Source organism: Maribacter sp. Hel_I_7 (assembly GCF_000688315.1).
Lineage (GTDB): Bacteria > Bacteroidota > Bacteroidia > Flavobacteriales > Flavobacteriaceae > Maribacter > Maribacter stanieri.
Map to the genome: position 1 here is coordinate 1,235,392 of NZ_JHZW01000003.1, position 23,689 is coordinate 1,259,080.

A 23,689-nucleotide genomic window follows, 5' to 3' on the forward strand; every position below is an offset into this window, starting at 1 on the left:
TTGTACATGAAAAAATTATTAGTTGCCTTGACCCTTGGGATTTTTTCATTCTCACAGGCCCAAACTTTTACGGAACAAGATACGCTTAGAGGTAGTATTACTCCGGAACGTGTCTGGTGGGACTTAAATTATTACCATCTAAATATTGATGTGAACCCTACCGATAAATTTATAGGCGGAACCAATACTATTCGTTATAAAGTGTTAGAACCTCATCAAATTTTACAAGTTGATTTACAACCACCTTTGACTATTGAAAAGGTTACGCAAGACGGAAAAGAGCTTGAGGTGGTGCATAACGTAAATGCACATTTTGTTCAATTGATAAAACCCCAGATAAAGGGTGAGTTCAATGAAATTATTGTTACCTATTCCGGTCATCCAAAAGAAGCTGTCAGAGCTCCCTGGGACGGAGGGTTCTCATGGAAAAAAGATGCAAATGGTAAAGATTTCGTCGCCACTTCTTGCCAAGGATTAGGAGCCAGTGTGTGGTGGCCCAATAAAGACCATATGTACGACGAGGTAGATAGTATGTTAATCAGTGTAAAAGCACCTAAAGGTCTCATGAACGTTTCTAATGGGCGACTTAGAAGTGTAGATAAAGAAACGAATACGTACAACTGGTTTGTGTCTAATCCCATTAATAATTATGGCGTTAATGTAAATATTGGTGACTATGCACATTTCAATGAAATATATCAAGGAGAAAAAGGAGCGCTTGATATGGATTACTATGTGTTAAAAGATAATTTAGAAAAAGCAAAAGAGCATTTTAAGGATGCTCCTAAAATGATGGCAGCTTTTGAACATTGGTTTGGTCCCTACCCTTTTTATGAAGATTCTTTTAAATTGGTAGAAGTACCATATTTAGGTATGGAACACCAAAGTTCAGTTACGTACGGCAATCAGTATTTAAAAGGATATTTAGGTAAAGATTTATCAGGTTCCGGTTGGGGACTAAAATTCGATTTTATCATTATACATGAAGCCGGTCATGAATGGTTTGCCAATAACATCACCTATAAAGATGTTGCAGATATGTGGATTCATGAGGGGTTTACGTGTTACTCTGAAAGCCTATTCTTAGATTATCATTATGGTACTGAAGCTGCAAATGCATATGTACAGGGAATTAGAAACAATATTAGAAATGACGAACCTATTATTGGCATCTATAATGTAAACCATGAAGGTAGTGGAGACATGTATTACAAAGGGTCAAACATTCTTCATACCCTACGCCAAATCGTAAATGACGACAGAAAATGGAGAACCATCTTACGTGGTCTAAATTCAGAATTCTATCATAAAACCGTTACTACAAACGAAATTGAAAATGTAATTGGATTAGGACTAAACCGAGATTTAAAACCTTTTTTCGATCAGTATTTGAGAACTGTAAATATTCCTGTTTTCGAATACAAAATAAAAGGTAAAAAAGTAACATACCGTTTTACAAACACTGTTGATAATTTCACCATTCCTATTAGAGTATATATTGATGACAAACCTATATGGCTAGAACCCACTACGGATTGGCAGACACAGAAGTTACATGGCAATTTAAAAATGTTACAGGTCGACCCAAATTTCTATATTGAAACTAAGAACTAAAATGTATTTCATTTCTGAGTAACCTTTAGCATTCATCATAAATTAAATAAGATTAATTTTCTTTTTTTAATAATGGTAACTTTATCGCAATTACTCCAACCAACATGAAAAAAGTACTTGTCAGATATAGAAATAGTGCTTTAAGAAATTTTGTTCGAAAACATTCTAAATATGCTCCAATATTATTTTTTATTGGTGGATTTATATTTGATACCCTTACCTTAGGTCGTATTGATCGTACGTATGATTTGACGGTTTTATGTATGCATATGACCTCATTATCCATTACCCTATATCTATACAATTTAGTAGACGATGGCAAATGGAAAAACACATTTTTAGAGCGTTATGAAGAGTATTTACCACTCGCTATTCAGTTCTTTTTTGGGGGACTATCAAGCGCATATGTTATTTATTTTTCTAGAAGTGTATCACTATCAAAATCTGCCTCTTTTTTTATCATTCTAGTGCTATTACTAATTGCCAATGAATTTCTTAAAAAGAGGATTTCTAATAAATACCTTCAATTTGGTGTATACTATTTTATAAGTTTCACATTCTTCACTTTCATGATACCTGTGTTTCTTAAAGAATTAAATACCACCGTATTCTTAATCTCCGGAGCCGTAAGTTTAGTTAGTACCTTAATTCTACTCATTTTTATCTATAGCAAAAGTCCTAGTACAAGAAAAGAAATTAAGCTGGGTAAAATGATTACTATAATCTTAACCATATACGGTATTATCAATCTGTTTTATTTCTTAAGATTGATACCGCCTGTTCCTTTGGCATTAGATAAAGGAATTGTAGCTCATGAAATTGTTTTAAACAATGGTAATTATGAAGTAACCTATGAGGCAGAGAAATCTTTTGTTTTTTGGCGTAAACATAATTTGAATTACAGCTACTCTCCAGACCAACGTGTTTATATCTTTTCCTCAATTTTTGCTCCAACCGATTTAAAAAAATCCATTTTTCACAGATGGAGAAGGTATAATAACAAAACTGAAGAATGGGAAAATGTAGAAGATATAGGTTATGACATTACCGGTGGTAGAGATGGTGGTTTTAGAGGCTATACTTATAAAACTAACGTAACCCCAGGAGAATGGGAGGTTCAAGTATTGACAGAAGAAGAACAGATTCTTGGTGTCATTGGATTTAATATCAATCTTAGAAAAAATCAAGAACCGCTTAGACTTAAGACCTCTAAGTTTTAGGCTGCAATACTTGATTTCAATTTACTAAACATTAATACATTACCTTAACTCATTTGCCGCTTATCTAAGTTTAACATTATAATTTTTCTTAATTGTTTTCCGCATTCAAACATAGTCTACCTTCGCCTAACTTTAAACCCTATAGTGTCGATATACTTAAAAGTCCAAGCGGTAGACCGTATTTTCAACCAATTGGACAAGGAGTTGGGCTCCTTTCAAAAATCTACAGGACTTGGCTGTGTAGCTAATTGTGGAAACTGCTGTCTAAAACCGGACATCAATGCTACCGCATTAGAATTTTTACCGTTAGCATATCATCTTTTCAAAAATGGAGAAGCTGAAGAATGGCTTGATCTTCTACAAAACAATACTTCCGATAAACTATGCCCTGTTTTAAACAAGGTAATTGCTCCAGGTTCTATAGGCTTCTGTTCAGATTACGCGCATCGCGGGCTCATCTGTAGACTTTTTGGCTTCTCTGCAATGTTACATAAGAACAATAAACCAAAATTGGTTACGTGTAAACCTATTAAAGAAAATAAACCTGAAGCTGTTGCGAATGCAGAGGCTCACATTGCTTCTAAAAGTAATTACCCATTAATTAGTAACTACTACATGCAATTGCGTTCTATTGATGAAAATTTAGGAGAGGAATTATTTCCTATTAGAGTTGCCATTGAAAAAGCTATTCAAACCGTATTAGGATACTATGCTTACCGCAAACCGCCAAGAAAAAAGAAAGTCGTTTAGCTATAATTATTATCAAAAAGAGATAAAACGTACCTTTATCATTAGATGAATTTAATACCATAAATTTATTTTTTGGTATGTTATATAATGATTAAAATGAGCGATTCTAAACAAATATTAACGACAATTAATACAGAATTAACCAAAGATTCTCCAGACTGGAACAGCATCCTAAAAATAACGTTAGCGCATTTTTCATGCTCTACAGGAACTTTACATTTTTTAGATGATAATTCTATACTACAACTACAATCACAAGTGGGAATTCCAGAATTTTTGATTCCGAAGTTATCTACAATTCCTATTGGTAAAGGCATGGCCGGTATTGCTGCTGAACGTAAAAAACCAGTTGAAATGTGCAACTTGCAAACAGATGATTCTGGCGTAGCTAGACCATCTGCAAAAGATACCAAAGTAGAAGGTTCATTAGCCGCACCTTTGTTGTTAAATGACACATTATTTGGAACCATAGGTATTGCGAAACCCATACCTTACGATTTTACTGAAGCTGAGATGAATTTACTATTGCAAATTGGTGAGCTCATCAGTAAAAAATTAAGCTAGAAGTTTACATTAACTTCATATAAATAAAAAGCCCGCTAAATAGCGGGCTTTTCAATTCAATATAATATACTAGTCTATTATTTAAAAATAGCACTTGTTAATGCAACTGGAGAAAGCTCTTTACCTTCTTCTCCTTTAAAAGTGATGTAATAAGGTCCGTCACTAGAAACTGTACCAGTTATTGGTAAAGTAAACATTGTACCTTGCGAACCTTCTGGCTGAGCTGTTAATCTGCCTTTACCTACTACAGGGCCATCTACTGTATTTTCGTGAATTTCAAAATCAAAATACATCGTTGGTGGCGCTTGCCATCCTGCAGTTAACGAAACAGACTTTACGTTTTTCAATGACATATTCTCTAACATAAACCATCCAGATGATTTACCAATCAATAAAAGGTCCATACCACCAAATTGCATTGCTTGCATTCCGTCCACTTTAACTTGATCATTAAACTTTACCGTACTGCTAGGTATTGCAATAGATTTAGAACCTGTTAAAGGAATAGTTCCTTCAGCACCTGCATCTGTATAACTAGCTGTAATTACCAACATGTTACCTGGCGCAGACGATTCTGCCGTTATAGTACCTTTTGCTGGTAATGATTTTTCTTCCTTACCGTCTCCGTTCAAAGAAAGAATATATAAAGCAATCTGTCTAGATTCATCTGATGTTATATTAGGGTGAGCTGGCATAGTCACTTCTCCCCAAACTCCATTACCACCAGTTTTAATCTTACCTTGTAGATACTTTAAAGCATCACGACGCTCTTTATATTTAGCTGCCACATCCTTATAATTAGGTCCAATAGATGCTTCTGCCTCTTTATGACAAGTTTTACAATCCATGGCCTGTGTCAAAGCTTTACCTGTTACAGCTGCAGAAACTTGTTGATGCCCCATATTCATGGCAACCTTATCCATACCTTCTAAATAATCTACACTTACAAAAATATTGCTTGGATCTACTTCCGTACCGTCTGGATCAGTAACCGAAACATCGTATGCAATTTTCTGACCTGGCAAATAAAACGCCGGGGTACTTCCTCCTAGAGATATAGCAACTTCTGGTCTTGAATTACCTGTTACAATACTTGTACTTTCGCTAATTGCTTCTGCACCTTTATCATCAGAAATGGTAACTTTTAATTTATAAACCCCAGCATCTGCATACGTATAGCTAACATTAGGCTCTGTTGTTTCTTTAGTATCTCCATTACCAAAATCCCACATATATTTAATGGCATCGTCTTCACGGTCATTTGCATCAATTTGTGCATTTACGGCTAAAGGTGTTTTCCCAGCAGTTTTATCCACAGTAATGGAATTAATTAATGGAGGTCTATTACCACCGTTAAATTTAATATAACCCAAAGCAGAATTTGCATTTTGCGAGAACCAACCACTACCGTATTCCAATAGATAGATTTTTCCGTTAGGTCCAACCTCCATATCAATTAAGTTATTGACCTTAACATTAGGAGCAAATGGTTCCATTTTATTGAAATCTCCATTCTTATCTAAATGTACCGCGAACATCCATCCACGCATCCAATCATATATAATAACCTTACCATCATAATAGCTTGGTAGCTTTTCATCACCTTCAAACACATCTGAATAGTAAGTAGGTCCTGCCATAGCATTTCTACCACCTGTAGCTGTTTGTGGAAAAGCTTGTGATTCATCATACGGGTAATAAACATACGCTGGCATAGCCGGTGGTAGTTCTGTTAACCCCGTATTATTTCTAGAAGTATTCATTGGTTTTTCCGGATCAAAAGCTGGTCCGCTTTCTCCAGTTTCATAATTATATGCTTTATAAGCAAAATTGTCACCAATAAACAAAGGCCAACCAAAATTACCTGCCTTTTTTGCTTGGTTCATTTCATCATATCCTTTTGGACCCCTAGTACTTAAACTATCTGCTCTTGCATCTGGACCAACATCTCCCCAATACACATATCCTCTTTTCATATCAACAGATATTCTATATGGATTTCTATGACCCATGGTATAAATCTCAGGTCTAGTTTTGTCTGTACCTACTGCAAATAAATTTCCTTCAGGAATATCGTACGTTCCATCTTCCTTCACTTTTATTCTTAAAATCTTACCACGAAGGTCATTGGTATTACCAGAAGAACGTCTAGCATCGTACTGCTCATGACCTGGAGTATCGTTCAATGGTGCAAAACCATTATTTACATACTTTGCATCTTTCTCATTAAACGGAGTTGAGTTATCTCCCGTAGATAAATAAAGCAAATTATCTGGTCCAAAAGCAATTGAACCACCTGTATGACAACAAATTTCGCGTTGACTATCTACATCTAAAATAACTTGTTCAGATGCTACATCGAATTTGCCATCTGTAAATTTAAATCTAGATAAACGGTTTACCCATTTATCTCCTGTTGGCGCATAGTACAAGTATATCCAATGATTATTTGCAAAATCAGGATCTTTTTGTAATCCCATTAATCCTTCCTCCGCATTTACACCTGGTGTATTAAGGGTTTTTGCATACACATCAAGTTTTAGAACTTCAGTAAGTTCTTTTGACTCGTTATTATATAGCATTACCTCTCCCCTACGTTGAGCTACTATAACATCTCCGTTTGGAAGTACCGCCATTTCCGTAGGTTCAAAAAACTGACCTTCGCTTAACGTAACTTTTGCAAAACGATCAGCATCTGGTGGAATTTGAGATGCTACTTTAGAATAATCTAAGTTTAAGTTTTCGCCAATGGCATATTCAATTCCTCCTAAAAGGTGCTTTAAAAATAAGTCTTCAGAAAAACTCTCATCAGTATGTCCGCCACCAGTATAAAATGCACGTCCGCCATCAAAATCATGATACCAAGCTATTGGATGAAAATCTCCATTCTCACCACCTTCATATGATTTCTCATCTAAGGTCATAACCACATTTACATCTGGATTGATGTTCTTGTAATTGTATAATTCATCTGTTCTGTTCCAAATAGTATCCGTAAAGAATTCAGTTGCTTTAAAGTTTTTGTCTTTAATTATGAAATCTGCTGTTGGTGTACCGCTTGGGTGACTTAAAAACTGAGCTCCCGCTAGGTCATTGTACCAACCCCAATCATATTCAGTATCTGCTGCAGCATGTATACCTACATAACCACCACCAGCTTGAATGTAGCGCTCAAAAGCAGCTTCTTGGTATTGATCTAAGATATTACCTGTTGTACTCAAGAAAATTACAGCAGAATATTCTTTAAGATTTTCATCGGTAAATAATTCTGCGTTCTTTGTCGTATCTACGGCAAAACCGTTTTCACTACCTAACTTTTGTATTGCTGCAATACCTGCCGGTATAGATGCATGCTTAAAAGCCATGGTTTTAGAGAAAACTAAAACTTTAGCTTCTCCTTCTCTTTTATTGCCACCACATGAGACAATAATAAGCGCAAAGCCCAAAAGCAGCGCATTGAAGATTTTTTTCATACGTTATTTGTTGTTGTTTAGTTGATTTAAGAATTGATAAAAATAGGGCGTGCATCTGTATTTACCAATACTTTATGCCCTAAAGATTGTATTTTTATGATAAATTAATAGCTATTTTAAAGAATTATGTTAGAAATACCCGAGTTATATTTCAAAAATGATATTGAATTTAAAGATTGGTTACATAATAATCATTATTTGGATACAGGTATTCATCTAATTTTCTATTCTGTAGCACATGAAAATGAAAGCATGCGCTGGGAAGAAGCTGTACAAGTAGCCCTCTGTTATGGATGGATAGATAGTACGGTTAAAAGTTTGGGTGATGGTAAACGAAGACAATATTTTTGCAAACGGAAACCCAAAAGCGTTTGGAGTAGAGTTAACAAGGACTATATAAAAGAACTAAAAGCAACTAATAAAATGCATGCTGCAGGTTTAGCTGCTATTAAAATTGCTAAACAAAATGGTTCGTGGAGCTTTTTAGACGATGTTGAAAACGGAGTGATTCCAGAAGAATTGCAAATCGCTTTCGACAAAAATCCGGTTGCGTATTCCAACTTTACAAATTTTACACATAGCCAACGCAAAAGCTATCTTTATTGGCTTAATCAAGCAAAACGTCAAGAAACGCGTATTAAAAGGGTTAAAGAAATCATTCATCACTCGGCTGAAAATATTAAATACAGAAATGGTGGTGGTTGGCAATCTGCCAAAAAATGAATTTAATACTGCATTAGTAAGCATTCTTTAAATTGAAGAATGAATCATTGTCTATGCACTAATTCCTAAATGATATCAAAACTGAATCAAAAAATTTCCACTTATTCTTTTTAACTTCCCATTGCTAAATTTCTTTACTATTATGAGATTACCAATTAAAGGGAAAATCGTCGCTCTTACTTTATTTATTGCACTTGTTAGTTGTAATGAAAAAAAGCCAGTTTTATTTGATGTACTTATTAAAAACGGAAGCGTAATTAATTTAGAGGATGGCACTATCTCTGTATCAAACATCTTCATCAACAACAATAGAATTACTAAAATAACTACTGATGCCTCGTTAAGTGATGTTGAAGCAAAAGCCACTATAGATGCTACTGGGAAATATATAGTACCGGGCTTCTGGGACAACCACACGCATTTTAGAGGTGGTGATTCTTTAATTGATGTGAATAAGAATTTTTTATAACTTTTTATGGCGAACGGAATTACAACTGTTCGTGATGCAGGTGGAGACCTTACCTCTTCCGTTTTGGAATGGCGAAAAGCAATTGCTAACAATGAATTGGTAGGTCCTAAAATTTTTACATCAGGACCAAAAATTGATGGTCCCAATGGTACATGGGCAGGCTCTTTAGATGTTGATAATGAAGAAGATATCACCAATGCGTTAGATTCTTTAGAAGCCATACCATCAGATTTCGTGAAAATTTATGATAGCCGTATTTCTGGAGCTAATTATATAAAAACAATTGAGGAGGCAGAAAAAAGAAATTTGATTACCTCTGGTCATATGCCTTTTACTGTTGAACTAAATGAAACAATAGACGCCGGTATTGATGCTGTAGAGCATTTATATTATATCATGAAAGGGAGTTCTGCGAATGAAAAAGAGATTACCCAACAATTGATAAAAAAGGAAATCGGATTTTGGGATGCCATGCCCCTACTTCAATCATCTTATTCAGATTCCACGGCTCTGGCTACATTTACCAATTTAAAAGAGCATAATGTCTTTGTGGTACCTACACTTCATATTGGCAGGGTTTTAAGCTATTTAGATGAAGTTGACCATTCTAAAGACGATTACCTAAAATATATGTCCACCGGAATTCAACAAACCTACAAGGGTAGAATTGACCGTGTTAAGAATGCAACGGACAAGCAAGTTGCCGACCGTAAAGCTTTAGACCAATTTTTTGGCAAACTTGCCTATAAATTAAGTGAAAACGGAGTTTCACTTTTGGCAGGTTCTGATAGTGGTGCTTACAACAGTTACACTTATCCTGGTATTTCGTTACACAAAGAATTGGAAGCTATGGTGAATATAGGAATGTCACCATTGAACGCACTTAAAACTTCTGCATATAACGGAGCTAAATTTTTAAAACAAGATGCAGATTACGGAACTATTTCTGAAGGTAAAATTGCAGATATTGTTTTATTAAACCGTAATCCGTTAGAGGATATTAAGAATACCCAAGACATTTTTATGGTGTTGTCTAACGGAAATCAACACAGCAAATCTGATTTAAACCATCTTTTAAATTCTGCCATTGTCAACTAAACCAACTACCACAATGAAATCAATATTTTTTATTTTTCTTTTCACTACTTCCATATGTTTTAGTCAAACACTCTTAAAACCAGACCGTGTTTTTGATGGCAATGAAATGCACGATAATTGGGTGGTATTGGTAGAAGGAAATATGGTGATATACACTGGTAAAGCAAACAGTGTAACATTACCCAATAACACTACTGAGGTTGATCTACCGGGCACCACTTTAATGCCAGGTATTATTGAAGGCCACTCGCATGTGTTGTTACACCCTTATAACGAAACCGATTGGAATGATCAAGTTCTAAAAGAATCACCAGTAGAACGTGCTGTTAGAGGCACGGTTCATGTGAAAAATTCACTTTTAGCAGGAGTAACCACTATGCGTGATTTAGGTGCTGAAGGTGCTGGATATACAGATGTTTATTTAAAGAAAACCATTGATAACGGTATTATTGACGGACCAAGATTATTAGTTGCCGGACCTGCAATTGTAGCCACAGGTGCATACGGACCAAAAGGTTTTCATGATGGAGTTACGGTGCCCTTAGGTGCTGAACCTGCTAGCGGCGTGGACCAATGCATTGAAACCGTACGCAGACAAATGGGAAATGGTGCTGATTTTATTAAAATTTATGCCGATTACCGTTGGACGCCAGGTGCGGATTCTCAACCTACTTTTCTACAAGAAGAAATTGATGCCATGGTCGCTACGGCAAAAAGCGCGGGTAAATATGTTGTTGCACACGCAGGCACCCCAGAAGGTATGAGAAGAGCAATACAAGGTGGAGTTGAAACTATTGAGCATGGAGATGGTGGCACCTTAGAAATTTTTAAGATGATGAAAGAAAAAGGAATAGGCTTATGCCCTACCCTTGCCGCTGGAGATGCCATTACACAATACCGAGGATGGAAAAAAGCTACCGACCCAGAACCGGAACGCATTCAACAGAAACGTAAATCTTTTAAAACAGCTCTAGAATCTGGTGTACAAATTGTTTTTGGTGGCGATGTAGGTGTTTTTACCCATGGTGAAAATTATCGTGAAATGGAGTTGATGGTAGACTATGGCATGAAACCAATAGACGTATTAAAATCTGCTACTTCCGGTAACGCTTCTATGTTTCACCTAAAGCAACTTGGTCAGCTACAAAAAGGCTTTCTAGCGGATATTATTGCTGTGAAAGGCAATCCCGTTAAAGACATCACTACTATGAAAAATGTCTCATTTGTAATGAAAGACGGTGTTGTTTATAAAGAGTAGTTTCTAGGTAATTTGTTTAAGTTAGCTACCTAAAACGCTTTTAGTACTATTCTTGATTTCTAACGCACTTGAAACCATAAATGTAATAAATGAAGTCTCAATTATGCGCTGTAACAAACCACGATAACCAGATTCTGGATTAGATATTAATACAAAAATAAATATGCCGCTAACAATTGCCGTAGCAAAGGTAATTTGGGATAAACGGTGATGAACCTTAAATTTCTTTAAACCTAGACCTATAGCCAGCATACAAAAAGGAAGAAAAATATAGGTTAAGGAAGCTGCCGCATTATGTATTAACTGAGAGTCACTAGACATCATAATATTAGTTGGGCATCCGGCATCACAAGGAAATAAGCCCACTAATATTGTTCCTAGACCATAGAAAATAGCGAGTCCAATAAATCCTGCTTTAATCCATCTTGAGTTTTGTAAATACTTTGGTGCACTAAAACAAAAAATTGCAGTTAAAATTCCACTAGGAACGTAGCCTAAATACTGTAAATATCTACCATACTGTGTATTTGATGCAAATGATTCGCTAATATATTGACTTACGATACTATAATCTTCTATTAATAACGGACCAATTATGGCTGCAATAGCAAATAAGCCTACTCCTAAAATTCCGATGTACGCTACTAATTTATTACTCATTTGAATCTATGGGTTGGTTGTATGCTTGTTTGACGATAGAAAGCAAATTTTGTTACGCTACATATCTACTTTGTTCGATTCTTCCCATTCTTTTCGAAGATCAGAAGACAATATACTACTACCATCATGACGCCAACCTGGTGGTTTCATTAAGTATCTAAATCTATTTTTGATAGATGTTTTTGATGTAAAGAAATCGCTTAACATTTTAAACCATTCTGCGAAGGCAATTTTTAGTGGGTTATAGGTATCTATATTAGTTACCAATCCGTAAACCGGTTTTTCTACTTCGGGTTCAAAAGTGCCAAAAAATCTATCCCAAATGATAAAAATTCCTGCATGATTTCTATCTAAATACTGAGGATTAGTTGCATGGTGTACCCTATGGTGGCTTGGTGAATTAAAAATACCCTCAAACCACTTGGGCATCTTCTTAATCATTTCGGTATGTATCCAATACTGATAGATTAAACTAACGGACATCTGAACTAAAACCATTACTGGGTGAAAACCAATAATAATCAATGGAATCCAGAAGATAAATGTGTAAAATCCACCAGACCATGATTGCCGTAATGCCGTGCTTAAATTATAGTGTTTAGAGGAATGATGCACTACATGGCTAGCCCAAAAAAATCTGCTCTCATGACTAATTCTATGAAACCAGTAATAGCAAAAATCTTCTGCAAAAAGTAAGATTAACCAAGACCACCAAGCAAAAGGGATTTCAAAGACATGGTAAAAATTATATAGCAAGTAAAACAAACCTAACGCTATGCCTTTGGTGACCAAACCAATAGCAACGTTCCCTAAACCCATAAGTATAGAGGTGCCCGCATCTTTAAACTCATAATCTTCAAGCTTAATTTTTACCGTAAGAATCACTTCAAGTATTACAGTTGCCGCAAAAAAAGGAATGGCGTAGTGTATTAAGTTGGGGATTTCCGGAACTTGCATGGTTTCTAATTAGTCTTCTTTAAAGATAAAGATTAATTATAAATAGAGCAGTTTATCACTTACAAGAGCACTAATTAAATCTGTGAGCTCCCAAGTTATTGTTTTGTTCGCTTTTCTATTTCAAGGGCTCGTTTATAAAATTTCCTGAAATCTTCTTTATTATATTTTGCCCTCATTGCAGAAAGAACGTCAGACAGACTTAAGCTACTCCAATCCCATAACATTGTATCAAAATTGTAAGCATACATTTGCTTTTCTATCTCTTTACGTATGGCATTTACTTCTTCTTTTGTAAAGTCGTTATTAATTAATTGTACCAAGCAACGTTCTTCATTCTCTTTAGTAAATTCGGTATCTAAATAGGGTTCTAACAGCCAATCCCAGTTCCAGCTATGTGGAATTATTTCTATATTATGGACTTCTGAAAATTGCTTTAACACTTCTTTTTTTTCTGATGTAATAAAGACAATATCATTTTTGACATAGATTTTACATACTCCAAATTCTATAGACATCGCATCAATATCACTTGCTAAAATTATTCCTGTCGGATATACAATAGAAGGTTCAAAAGGATAATCGGTTATTTCTATTTCATTTTCTCTAACTTCAGATTTACCGATACCGCAAAGCAGTCTTTTTAAACTAAAAGCATTCTTGGAAACACTAACGCCCGTTAAAGGTTTAGAGCTATTGAAACTGAATATGTTTTTAAGATAATTGATCATTCTTAATGCTCTATAAACGTAAAAGCTATTTCTCTGCAACAGGCTCTAATAAATCCCACATATTTCCATATAAATCTTTAAAGACAGCAACCATACCATAAGGCATCTTTTCTGGTTCTCTAAAAAATTTCACCCCTTTTTCAACCATCTTATAATAATCTCTCCAAAAATCATCAGTATATAAAAATAGAAATACCCTGCCACCTGTTTGGTTTCCAACTCGTGACTCTTGTTCCTCGTCATCTGCTTTCGCTAACACTAGAGAACATTCATTAGCTCCTTTTGGTGAAACTATTACCCATCTTTTACCATCTCCTAAATTAGTGTCTTCTAAAAGTAAAAAATCTAATTTTTTAGTATAAAACTCTATGGCTTTATCATAGTCATCTACTACTAACGCTATTCGTGCTATTGATTGTTTCAAAATGTGTTTATTTAATACATAATAAAAATACCGTTTATTAATTAGTTGTTACCATAAGACACTTCTATTGAACAAACAGATATCCATAACTTCCATAATTGCCATATTCGCAACAAACTAGCTTAATTTCATAAATAATTTAATTAACACTATTGTTTAACATAATTTTAATGAAATATTAATAACACAATTCTACTTTTAGCAAGAATAATTCAACAACTACTTTATTAAACAATTTAATAATTGAAAACCTTCCATAAATATATTTTATCTAATATTCTATTGCTGGTTTTTACTCTAGGGTTAGCTAATGAGTTATTATCAAAGTATTCTGAAGACCATACTGTGGTTTTTGATACGGAACAAAATGATAATCATGATGAATCTGAATCTGACGTTGACGAAGAGATTATAGACATAGATATTCCTCACCGAGAAAAGCATCTTTTACTAGCTTATTTAAGCTCCAATAATTTTACTATCAATATAAAGCTAAACTTGGCTTTCAAAATTATTGAAATCTCCCAACCTACACCTCCACCTCAATATATAGGGTAATAATTCATTTACACTTATCGCATACTGTATGCCGTAAGTATTCCACATTAATTATAAAAAAAGGTCTCCTAAAGATTATTTACATCTTAATGGGACAATATCTTATATATTCAAATTTAAAATTTTCATGAAGTTATTAAAACATTGGAAAAAAGACTTACCTGCTAGTCTTGTTGTATTCTTTGTCGCATTACCATTATGCTTAGGCGTAGCTTTAGCCAGTGGAGCACCTCCTTTTGCAGGACTAATAGCTGGTTTAATTGGTGGTGTTTTAGTTGGCTATCTATCTGGCTCGTCAATTGGGGTCAGTGGTCCGGCTGCAGGTTTAGTCGTTATTGTTTTTAATGCTATTGCTGATTTAGGAAGTTACGAGCTTTTTCTTACCGCTGTAATTTTAGCTGGTATCATTCAAATTCTACTAGGTATATTTCGTGCGGGAGTAATTGGGTATTACTTTCCCTCTGCGGTAATAAAGGGAATGTTATGTGCTATAGGAATTATGATTTTCGTTCAACAGATTCCTCTAGCATTTGGCTTTAGCGGTGATGTCAATACCGACAGAATTGATTTAAGCGGTTTGCATGACCAAATTACCCCTGGAGCCATATTAATTACAATAATTTCTTTAAGTATATTATTAATTTGGGATGGTATACTTGCAAAAAAAAATAAAATTTTTAAGCTCGTTCCTGCTCCTTTAATAGCGGTAATTGCGGGAATAGTAATTTACATCACTTTTGGAAAATCTGGTTTCCTAGAACTACATGAAAGTCAGCTTGTAAGTGTTCCAATACCAAATGATGTAGCTTCCTTTATGGGACAATTTACACTGCCTGATTTTTCTGCATTAGCTGATAAAAAGGTATATATAACAGCGTTTACCATAGCCATTGTGGCAAGTTTAGAAACTTTATTGAGTGTTGAGGCTTCAGATAAACTTGACCCCTTAAAAAGACAAACCCCCACCAATAGAGAGTTGATTGCCCAAGGCATTGGAAATAGTGTTTCTGGTTTAATTGGCGGTATACCTATAACGCAAGTTGTAGTTCGCAGTTCTGCAAATGTAATGAGCGGAGCCATGACAAAACTTTCTGCAATTTTGCATGGTATACTAATCCTTATAAGTGTAATTGCAATCCCTACACTATTGAATCTAATACCACAAGCTGTTTTAGCTAGTGTTCTTTTGGTAATAGGTTATAAGCTTGCTAGCCCTAAATCTTTTATTCAAATGTATAAATTGGGTAAAGCGCAGTTTATTCCATTTATTATAACGGTAATCGGTATTGTAACTACAGATTTATTAAAGGGTATTTTAATAGGTTTAACCGTGGGTTTAATCGTAGTTCTTTTAAAGTCTTATTACAACTCTCACCAACTGCTAGTAAAGGAGGATAACGGTAAAAGGAATGTATTTCACATTAATTTTGCCGAAGAGGTTACCTTTATTAATAAAGGTCCTATCATGAAAGAGCTAGATGCCTTGAAAAATGATTCTTATCTGGAATTGGATTTTAGAAAAACAAAAGTACTAGACTATGATATTCTTGAATATTTAGATGAATTTTCTATTAAGGCGAAGAATAACAATATCGATATTAAAATGATTGCAGAAAAGGAAACTTTAGATAATCCGGAAAGTTTTAGAAAATATTTCGGACACCAAGTATTCCATTTAGAGCATTAATAGTTAAAAAAATATGAAATTAGATTTTTATAAAAGCTTGATTGAAAATAATAAAAAATGGGTCGAATCTAAATTAGATGATGACCCAGATTTTTTCAAGAAACTAGAGAAAGGACAACAACCACCACTTTTATGGATCGGTTGTTCCGATAGTCGTGTACCTGCCAACGAGATAATTGGGGCTAAACCAGGTGAGGTCTTTGTACATAGAAACATAGCGAATATGGTAGTGCACTCAGACATGAACATGTTAAGTGTTTTAGACTACGCGGTAAATGTGCTTAAAATAAAACATATTATCGTGTGCGGCCATTATGGCTGTGGTGGTGTAAAAGCGGCCATGGGAAGCAAATCTTACGGGTTAGCCGATAATTGGATACGCCACATTAGAGATGTCTATAGGCAGCACCAACTAGAGCTAGGAGAGATTAAAGAAGAAACTAAGCTCTTTGACCGTTTTGTTGAATTCAATGCTGTTGAACAGGTCTATAATCTCGCAAAAACGTCTATTGTACAAAATGCTTGGGAAAGAGGTCAAGATCTTTATTTACACGGTTGGGTATATGGTGTTGGTACAGGAATCGTAAAAGATTTAGATGTTAATTTTAGCTGCAACTCTCAATTAGAAGAATTTTATAAACTTGGAATCCTTTAGTTATAACTTTTTGTTGTACATAAAATCAATGGAGGGGTTTTATGTAATTGCCTATTGTATTTTTTTCAATTAGAATTATTAATCTTTAAAAATGTGGGTATTAAAGCCATCAATACTTTTAGTGTTTTTATTTCTCCAATACGCTTCAATTTTTTCCGCCCCTTGTTTTTCTGCCCAATTATTCAGTGTTGTCCGTTCTTCTTTAAAATCCATAAACGGAACAGCAAAACCGCAAGAAGTCTGCACTAAATCTACATTCATTTCAATTATTTGCCTTGCCCCTACATTCTCAGGAAACAGTTGAGAAAAGTCATTAAAAATACTGTCACGTTTATGATAAATTTTGGCTTCGCCATATAATCTTAAAATCATGGGCTTACCTTCAAAAGCACAGAACATGATGGTCATTCTATTATTCTTCAACAAATGAGCTGCAGTTTCATTACCACTACCCGTAAGGTTTAACCAAACAATTTTATTCTGATTGATCACTCTAAAAGAATCTGTACCTTTTGGCGATACATTTACATTGCCTTCAGCAGCAGCTGTACCCACAAAAAATATCTTCTGGTTTTCTATGAATTCTTGTAATGCGGGAGTGATAGCATCTAATTTCTTTCCCATGGTTTCTTGTTTGATTGATGATCGACCTAATTTATTACCCTTAAAAAGGTTATCATAAACTGGCTGTCATTTTTCCTAAATTAATCTTCTCGGCTTTAGTAAATTTTATATCACGTACATATTCCATTTTACCCCATAAATACGTGTTTCCTTTTAGACCTTTAGTCATTCTCATTCTACGGTTAAGTCGTTTTGTTTCTTGCTCGGTCGCCAATCTTCTTTCATCAAGCTCTCCATATAATTTTATTGCAGGATGGTCAGAAAATCTTTCTTTAAATAATGCCCTAAGCCAAAAGACCCTACTACTGTTTACCCCAAGAAGGCATACATTCTTATTCGTTGTTGCGTGTAGCGGTAATTTTTTTGGGAACTTTTCAAAATAAAAACCTGTTTGGTCATCATTAAGAAATAACGATCCTATTGGTGTAACAGTCGGGTTATTATCTGAATCTACAGATGCAATGGAAATATGAAAATTAGAACTGAAACTCTTATTGAAATGTGTTCTTATTTTTCTCCAGTCTAGAGTTATATTCATTTCTTTAAAATATATAATTAAAGGTATAGCATATGTTGAATTGTAGGTATTTACCTCCTCTCATATTCAACTTAAAACCCGCTTTACATCTAGTAGTTAATAAGTAAAATTATAAGGACCATATTACAATGAATTAGCAAACCATAATGCGGTTGCAAGGAAATTTTTCGTTTCCGTCTGCGCACGAAGCTTAAGCTTATTGTTGGGTTTTATTTTTTCTTGTCCAAAGCAAAATCTTAAAAATTTTGCGACCTAATAAAAGTATACAAACTTTTGGCATTAGTCTGGATTATTATAAGGTTTTAGTGGCAACAAATATTCACGTTCTACTTAGCTTTTAATAGACTATAAATTCAGAAAAAAGTTCAGATTTGAGTGAACTCCACTCCTCTTTTATAATACTATAATAAACATCGGTTCTACTTTCTCCACTAGCAGCGATATAGTTATTTCTGAAAACGCCCTCTTTCTGCGCACCTAATTTTTCAACGGCTTTTTGAGACCTTAAGTTTGCTTTATCAACACTAAACTGTATTCTTCTAAATCCAATATTTTCAAAACCAAAATTCAATAATTCGTATTTACAAGCTTTGTTTAATCCTGTGCCTTGAAATTCTGTACCGTACCAGGTCCAGCCAATTTCACATTTTTGATTTTCGGTATTTACATTTCCATATCTCGTACAACCTGCCACTCTATCAGTTTCTTTATCGATAATTAAGAAGGGATAACACAAGCGATTATTTTTGTCCTTAATCGTTTTTGCAATATAGTTTTTTAAGCCCTGTTCGTTATTTATGCTCATTCCCATAAATTTCCAAATTTCTTTATCAAAGATTATTTCTTTGAGCTCCTCATTTCTTTCATTATCAAAAGGGACAAGTAAAACCCTGTCGTTTTCTAACTGAATATTGGATTTAAGAATTTTTACTTTCATTTTTTTATTTTCACTTTTTAAGCTTGTTACCAACGTTTGGTCCAAGCCTTATGCAGAATCAAGAAATTATTTCATTGCTGTCCGTGCACGAAGCTAAAGCTTTTTGTCTGCCCATACCGAAAAGATGCGTTCGGGCGACTTTAGTTTTCTTTTTAATTTATCAAAATCAACAAGTTTAGCGAGTTTATAACTCCGTGGTTATACAACCATACATATTCCCTCCTACATTATCCTAAACTCTATGTAAGATTTATTCAATGTAGGAAGTAGTCTTTTCATTTTCATATAGTTTATTCACTTTAGGCTGAATAATCCAAATGCCAATAAAATAAAACCACAACAGAAAAAATTCCCCAGCAAAATCTCCAAATTCAACTTTCCTTTGTAGTTCAGCAGTTTTAAATGTTTTTGCGGCAAAATACATAGAATAGAAAATACAAAACATAGACAACAAATGAAGCGGTAAAATAATAGCAAAAATGTAACCGCTAATAGAGAATCCACTTGGTAATATTTCAGGTGAAAATCTGCTCATAAAGACCATCATAAGCACGATATAAACAAGTGGTATAAAAAATAGAATTTTGAATTTTCTAACCTTCATTTTAATACCATTAGGATTGCTTTTTTGAAGTCCAATGGCTATTGACCAAAACCAACCAAAAAAGATAAGAATGAAAAAAATAGTTATGAATGGGAAAAAATCGAATAGAATGAATTTCTCGCTTACAACTTCCGTATACCCTTCACTTCCAGACAATTGCTCTATAGGAGTTTGAATTCTAAATATTCTAGTCAAAAAATAAAACTGGGAAATTAATGGAATCCCTAACATGATTATAAAAAGTTGCCAATGTTTGGCTTTTAAAAAAAGTTGAATCATATTCAGATTTGAGTTGGTTTAAATAGTGACGATTGATTTAATATAAGAACAGTATTTAGTTGGTATAAACAACTTTTCTTGAGAAAGGAATTAACTATACACCTTCTTTACTATATAGTTTTAATAATTCAACGTATGGATTTCCATTTAACTCTAATAATTTAGCAAATGCAGGTTCAGTTTTTATTCCGCTAGATTTTAACTTTATTATCTTTTCTTTAAAATCAATTCCTTTTTCTTTTAATATTCTACTTTCAATAATCATATGCCGATAAGCGTTTTGTTTTTCGGTTGAAATATTTTGCCCAAAAATCTCAAAGAAAAAATTATCCGTTTTAAACTCCGCTATAGTTGATTCTATTTCGTTTTGTTCGGTTGAGTAAATTTTAAAATCTTTATTGTCCGAAAACTCCTGAAGTAGGTGTTTAGAAAATTCAGAATGGTTTTCGCATTCGCAAATAATATCTAAATCACTTTCAGGTATATCAATTCCGATAGGAATTGTTCCTGTCAAAATAGGATTATACTTTTCTAGTTTCTCAAAAATTCTATGTTTTTTAATTTCAGAAAAAGCACACTTTTGCCTCTCGTTCCCATATTTTAAATATTCGATATTTCTAAAATTTTCAATCAAACCTAGTTTTTTCTAATGGTTTACAACATATTGGCTACAGTATTGTATCTCGGTTATTTTGTTTTCATTTTATGAGGCAACCTCTATTAATTGCTTTTCTTTAGACTCTATTTTTTAAATTTCTTTTTCTAAATTACTTAACATTAGATTTAGCGACTTTATAAATATACAGACCTTTCGATTAAGCTCTAAAGTCCGCATTACGTTTAGGTTTTGTGCCTGTTGCACAAGTCCTTGATAAAAATACTGTTTTTGCTTAACTTTAGCTATGCAGGGAAAAAAGGATTACCAGGAAAAATTGTTCGCCCGTTTCCAATTGAGCGAGCGTATACCTAAGAACAATTTCTACAGGCGTTTAAAAGAGGTTCTGGACTTGGATTTACTCTATAATCTGACCAAAGGCTATTACGGTGAGAGTGGTCAAAAGAGCATAGACCCCGTGGTCTTCTTCAAGCTTTGCCTTGTGGGCTACCTGGAGAACATCATCAGCGACCGTAAGCTTATCGCCCATTGTTCGATGCGCTTGGATATTCTTTTTTTCGTAGGCTATGACATTGACGAGGAACTTCCCTGGCACAGTACCATAAGCCGTACCCGTCAACTTTTTCCTGAATCGGTATTTGAAGAAGTATTCACCAATGTCTTGAGTATGTGTGTAGAAAAAGGGATGGTTTCCGGTCATACTCAAGCAATAGATTCTGCCCCGGTAAAGGCTAATGCGAGTATGGATACATTGGAGCTGAAGGTGCCCGAAGAGGAACTTGACGAGCATTTACGGAAGGTACGTGCTATCAGCGCCATGGACAAGGAAGTGCCACACCGCAAGAGCAAGGGCGACAGGTCGGATAAGGGGCAGCGTAGCATCAGTGCCAACACTAAGGAACTTGGTGCTATAAAGGGCAGGAACAAAAAATGGGCGAAGGACCAGGATCAAAGACCTGGCGCCGGAAACAAGGGAGCGAAGTATACGAGCAACAAGACCCATTACAGTCCTACCGACCCCGATGCCAGAATAAGCGTAAAGCCGGGCAAGGCAAGAAAGCTGAACTACCTCAGTCAGTTGAGCGTGGATACCGCCCATCATGTAATTACCGATATCAGGGCGTACCATGCCGATGGCAAGGACAACCAGCAGTTACAGGATATCGTAAAGCGCCTACAGCGGCGCCTATGGCAGCAGGGCTTCGTTTTTGAGAACTGCGTGGCCGATACGGGCTATAGCAGTGGCGAGAACTATGCCTTTTTGGAAAGCAGGGGGCTGAAGAGCTTCATACCCGCCCACGGAACGTTCAAGGGAGGTCCCGATGGTTTCGTTTATGACCAGGGGACGGACAGCTACCGCTGTCCCCAAGGGAAAACGATACCGTTCACCAAGGAGTTCAGGGATTACCGCACGGGAACAAGAAAGAAGGAATACCGGGCAAGAAAGCATATCTGCACCGGGTGCCCGATACGCAGTAGCTGTCTGGGCAAAAGCGCACAGGAGAAGAAGTTCGGCGTTACCTATTACCGGGCGGAATATTTTCGTAACATCGCACGGGTGGAGAGCCCACTGGGGCGGTATATGAAGGGCAAGCGACAGAGTACGGTAGAGCCCGTTTTTGGTACCCTGACCCAGTTCATGGGACTGAGGAAGATAAATACCGTCGGGCTCGCACAGGCGAACAAGGTGATGCACCTCTCGGCGATCGCCTACAACCTCAAAAAGTACCTGAAATTTGAAAAGAAACGCTCCAAAAGTGGGGCGGGAAGGCTTGCTTTTACGGTTTTCGTAAAAAGCATGGTTCATTACCTGAAAAGCACTTCTCCGGCGCACCGAAAATTCACGCTCAACTTCTAGCTTAGCATAAAAAAAGCCCCTTGAAGAGGCTTATATCGATAGTAATTATTTCTAATTATAGGCTAGTGCAACGGTTACTTTTATTGGCATTAGTTTTTTATTCCGTTATATACATTTGGGTTATGTTTCTCCATATAAAACTTAGGATTTGGTAATTCTGTAAAACCAAACTTTTTATAAAGCCATTCTGCGGTATCAGTTAGTAAAATCCAGCGTCTTAATCCTTGTAGATTTGGATGCTCCATTATTTCATTTATCATCCATTTACTCAATCCCTTTCCTCTATATTCTTTTAAAACATAAACATCTCCTAAGTACGCAATAGTTGAATAGTCTGAAATTATTCTAGCAAAGCCAATTTGGTTATTTTCGTAATAAAGCCCAAAGTTCAATGAGTTTTCAATTGATGTTTTCAAAGTATTGATTGGAATTCCGTTAGCCCAATCCGTTTCGTTTGCAAGGAATTTGTGAATGCTCAAAATATCTAATTTATCCTTGTCGGTTGAAATGGTATATTCATTTCTATGAGCTTCTCTAATTTTCATTTCAGCTTCGTAATTTATATCAACGTTTGAGCTAAGCGTAGTGCGGAAGTAAGGAAACTTTTCGTTTCCGTCTACGCACTACGCTAAAGCTTATTGTTTTGATTTATTTTTACTATTCCAAAGCTAAACCCATAAGATTTAGCGACCTCATAAATATACACAGACCTTGGCGTAATCACCAAAGTCCGCATTAATTATTGGTGTTGTTGTAGCCAGTAATTATTTATTTCATGGACTTCCATTTCTCAAAATTTATTTCCCTAATGGGATATGCAGGGTTCTTAAAAGTCCATTCATTCTCAATCCATTTTTTTACCGTTTTAAACAGAATTGAGTCAAGTCCGTTTGCAACCTCACTTTGTCGGACCCACATATATATTTCAGCATCAAAATCAGCCTTTTTGGAAGGTTCAATATACAAACATCCAAGTACTTGACTTTCATCTAAACTTACAACAGTATATGCGAACGAACTTCGCATTTGGAACTCTTTTTGATGCCAACCTAAATCAATCAAATCCTGTTCGAATGACAGATCCTCTGTTGGCCATTCCCATATTGGCAGGAACATTTCTTGTAAATGGCTAAGACTTGTCATAACCGCGTCATAATCTTTTACAACGTCGTTCACGGTTAGCATTCTAATTCTGAAATATTGATTCTCAAGTGTATCAGGTACTATAAAATCTGCAGGTACAAATGTTTTGTTTTGAGATAAAACTATTTGTGGAAGCACAAATAGGATAATGGTTATCAGAGTAACTATTGATTTTTTCATATGTTTGGTTTTATTGGCTACAACATTTGAATATACATACCATGGTACGTATATTTTCTTTTTATAAATACT

24 protein-coding genes are annotated in these 23,689 nt (G+C 35.2%); 12 read left to right on the plus strand and 12 right to left on the minus strand.

Going from position 1 to position 23,689, the window contains the following annotated elements:
• Positions 1-6 precede the first annotated feature (6 nt).
• The 4 genes from P178_RS0117130 to P178_RS0117145 all read left to right on the plus strand — a co-directional run bounded on the left by P178_RS0117130 (position 7) and on the right by P178_RS0117145 (position 4,148).
• The gene (locus tag P178_RS0117130) at positions 7-1,614 is read left to right on the plus strand and encodes a M1 family metallopeptidase (RefSeq protein WP_027067384.1); all 1,608 of its coding nucleotides are present in this window, start codon (positions 7-9) and stop codon (positions 1,612-1,614) included.
• Positions 1,615-1,718: 104 nt separating this feature from the next.
• Complete coding sequence (locus P178_RS0117135) at positions 1,719-2,834, plus strand: DUF2914 domain-containing protein (protein ID WP_027067385.1); 1,116 nt, start codon at positions 1,719-1,721, stop codon at positions 2,832-2,834.
• A gap of 144 nt (positions 2,835-2,978) precedes the next feature.
• Positions 2,979-3,584, plus strand: a complete 606-nt coding sequence (locus P178_RS0117140; RefSeq protein ID WP_027067386.1) for a YkgJ family cysteine cluster protein — start codon at positions 2,979-2,981, stop codon at positions 3,582-3,584.
• A 96-nt stretch (positions 3,585-3,680) separates the two neighbouring features.
• Complete coding sequence (locus tag P178_RS0117145) at positions 3,681-4,148, plus strand: GAF domain-containing protein (protein WP_027067387.1); 468 nt, start codon at positions 3,681-3,683, stop codon at positions 4,146-4,148.
• A 77-nt stretch (positions 4,149-4,225) separates the two neighbouring features.
• Here the strand turns inward: P178_RS0117145 and P178_RS0117150 are convergent, their stop codons facing one another.
• Positions 4,226-7,621 (minus strand): ThuA domain-containing protein, encoded by a 3,396-nt coding sequence (locus P178_RS0117150; RefSeq protein ID WP_027067388.1) that lies wholly within the window; start codon positions 7,619-7,621, stop codon positions 4,226-4,228.
• A 126-nt stretch (positions 7,622-7,747) separates the two neighbouring features.
• On the opposite strand from P178_RS0117150, the gene P178_RS0117155 reads away from it, so the two are divergent.
• The 4 genes from P178_RS0117155 to P178_RS0117165 all read left to right on the plus strand — a co-directional run bounded on the left by P178_RS0117155 (position 7,748) and on the right by P178_RS0117165 (position 11,169).
• Positions 7,748-8,344: a YdeI/OmpD-associated family protein gene (locus P178_RS0117155; RefSeq protein ID WP_027067389.1), complete on the plus strand. Its 597-nt coding sequence runs from the start codon at positions 7,748-7,750 to the stop codon at positions 8,342-8,344.
• A 142-nt stretch (positions 8,345-8,486) separates the two neighbouring features.
• The gene (locus P178_RS23595; RefSeq protein ID WP_231500561.1) at positions 8,487-8,813 is read left to right on the plus strand and encodes a hypothetical protein; all 327 of its coding nucleotides are present in this window, start codon (positions 8,487-8,489) and stop codon (positions 8,811-8,813) included.
• A 6-nt stretch (positions 8,814-8,819) separates the two neighbouring features.
• Positions 8,820-9,911, plus strand: a complete 1,092-nt coding sequence (locus P178_RS22260) for an amidohydrolase family protein (protein WP_231500562.1) — start codon at positions 8,820-8,822, stop codon at positions 9,909-9,911.
• 13 nt (positions 9,912-9,924) lie between these two features.
• Positions 9,925-11,169: a metal-dependent hydrolase family protein gene (locus P178_RS0117165; RefSeq protein ID WP_027067390.1), complete on the plus strand. Its 1,245-nt coding sequence runs from the start codon at positions 9,925-9,927 to the stop codon at positions 11,167-11,169.
• Positions 11,170-11,190: 21 nt separating this feature from the next.
• Here the strand turns inward: P178_RS0117165 and P178_RS0117170 are convergent, their stop codons facing one another.
• The 4 genes from P178_RS0117170 to P178_RS0117185 form a co-directional block, all read right to left on the minus strand.
• On the minus strand, positions 11,191-11,829 hold the full coding sequence (locus P178_RS0117170; protein WP_027067391.1) for a DUF998 domain-containing protein: 639 nt from the start codon (positions 11,827-11,829) through the stop codon (positions 11,191-11,193).
• 57 nt (positions 11,830-11,886) lie between these two features.
• Positions 11,887-12,786: a sterol desaturase family protein gene (locus tag P178_RS0117175; RefSeq protein WP_027067392.1), complete on the minus strand. Its 900-nt coding sequence runs from the start codon at positions 12,784-12,786 to the stop codon at positions 11,887-11,889.
• A gap of 95 nt (positions 12,787-12,881) precedes the next feature.
• Positions 12,882-13,514: a hypothetical protein gene (locus P178_RS0117180; RefSeq protein WP_027067393.1), complete on the minus strand. Its 633-nt coding sequence runs from the start codon at positions 13,512-13,514 to the stop codon at positions 12,882-12,884.
• A gap of 25 nt (positions 13,515-13,539) precedes the next feature.
• The gene (locus tag P178_RS0117185; RefSeq protein ID WP_027067394.1) at positions 13,540-13,938 is read right to left on the minus strand and encodes a VOC family protein; all 399 of its coding nucleotides are present in this window, start codon (positions 13,936-13,938) and stop codon (positions 13,540-13,542) included.
• Between the two features lie 243 nt (positions 13,939-14,181).
• Here P178_RS0117185 and P178_RS0117190 point away from each other — a divergent pair, with 243 nt between their 5' ends.
• The 3 genes from P178_RS0117190 (at position 14,182) to can (ending at position 16,838) form a co-directional block, all read left to right on the plus strand.
• Positions 14,182-14,496, plus strand: coding sequence for a hypothetical protein (locus P178_RS0117190; protein ID WP_027067395.1), 315 nt, complete (start codon positions 14,182-14,184; stop codon positions 14,494-14,496).
• A 127-nt stretch (positions 14,497-14,623) separates the two neighbouring features.
• Positions 14,624-16,183, plus strand: a complete 1,560-nt coding sequence (locus tag P178_RS0117195; RefSeq protein WP_027067396.1) for a SulP family inorganic anion transporter — start codon at positions 14,624-14,626, stop codon at positions 16,181-16,183.
• Between the two features lie 13 nt (positions 16,184-16,196).
• Positions 16,197-16,838: a carbonate dehydratase gene (gene can, locus P178_RS0117200; protein WP_027067397.1), complete on the plus strand. Its 642-nt coding sequence runs from the start codon at positions 16,197-16,199 to the stop codon at positions 16,836-16,838.
• A 78-nt stretch (positions 16,839-16,916) separates the two neighbouring features.
• Here the strand turns inward: can and P178_RS0117205 are convergent, their stop codons facing one another.
• The 5 genes from P178_RS0117205 to P178_RS0117225 form a co-directional block, all read right to left on the minus strand.
• Positions 16,917-17,462 (minus strand): pyridoxamine 5'-phosphate oxidase family protein, encoded by a 546-nt coding sequence (locus P178_RS0117205; protein ID WP_027067398.1) that lies wholly within the window; start codon positions 17,460-17,462, stop codon positions 16,917-16,919.
• A gap of 52 nt (positions 17,463-17,514) precedes the next feature.
• Positions 17,515-18,000: a hypothetical protein gene (locus tag P178_RS0117210; protein ID WP_027067399.1), complete on the minus strand. Its 486-nt coding sequence runs from the start codon at positions 17,998-18,000 to the stop codon at positions 17,515-17,517.
• A gap of 337 nt (positions 18,001-18,337) precedes the next feature.
• Positions 18,338-18,937: a GNAT family N-acetyltransferase gene (locus P178_RS0117215; RefSeq protein ID WP_027067400.1), complete on the minus strand. Its 600-nt coding sequence runs from the start codon at positions 18,935-18,937 to the stop codon at positions 18,338-18,340.
• A gap of 250 nt (positions 18,938-19,187) precedes the next feature.
• A complete protein-coding gene (locus P178_RS0117220; protein ID WP_027067401.1) occupies positions 19,188-19,820 on the minus strand; it encodes a hypothetical protein in 633 nt (210 codons plus the stop codon).
• A gap of 94 nt (positions 19,821-19,914) precedes the next feature.
• Entirely contained in the window at positions 19,915-20,454 is a 540-nt protein-coding gene (locus P178_RS0117225; protein ID WP_027067402.1) for a DUF4269 domain-containing protein, read from the minus strand.
• Between the two features lie 268 nt (positions 20,455-20,722).
• Here P178_RS0117225 and P178_RS22265 point away from each other — a divergent pair, with 268 nt between their 5' ends.
• The gene (locus P178_RS22265) at positions 20,723-22,294 is read left to right on the plus strand and encodes an IS1182 family transposase (RefSeq protein WP_036145646.1); all 1,572 of its coding nucleotides are present in this window, start codon (positions 20,723-20,725) and stop codon (positions 22,292-22,294) included.
• An 89-nt stretch (positions 22,295-22,383) separates the two neighbouring features.
• Here P178_RS22265 and P178_RS0117235 read toward each other — a convergent pair whose 3' ends face one another.
• The gene (locus tag P178_RS0117235; RefSeq protein WP_027067403.1) at positions 22,384-22,839 is read right to left on the minus strand and encodes a GNAT family N-acetyltransferase; all 456 of its coding nucleotides are present in this window, start codon (positions 22,837-22,839) and stop codon (positions 22,384-22,386) included.
• A 223-nt stretch (positions 22,840-23,062) separates the two neighbouring features.
• The gene (locus P178_RS0117240; RefSeq protein ID WP_051638341.1) at positions 23,063-23,617 is read right to left on the minus strand and encodes a hypothetical protein; all 555 of its coding nucleotides are present in this window, start codon (positions 23,615-23,617) and stop codon (positions 23,063-23,065) included.
• Positions 23,618-23,689: the final 72 nt, after the last annotated feature.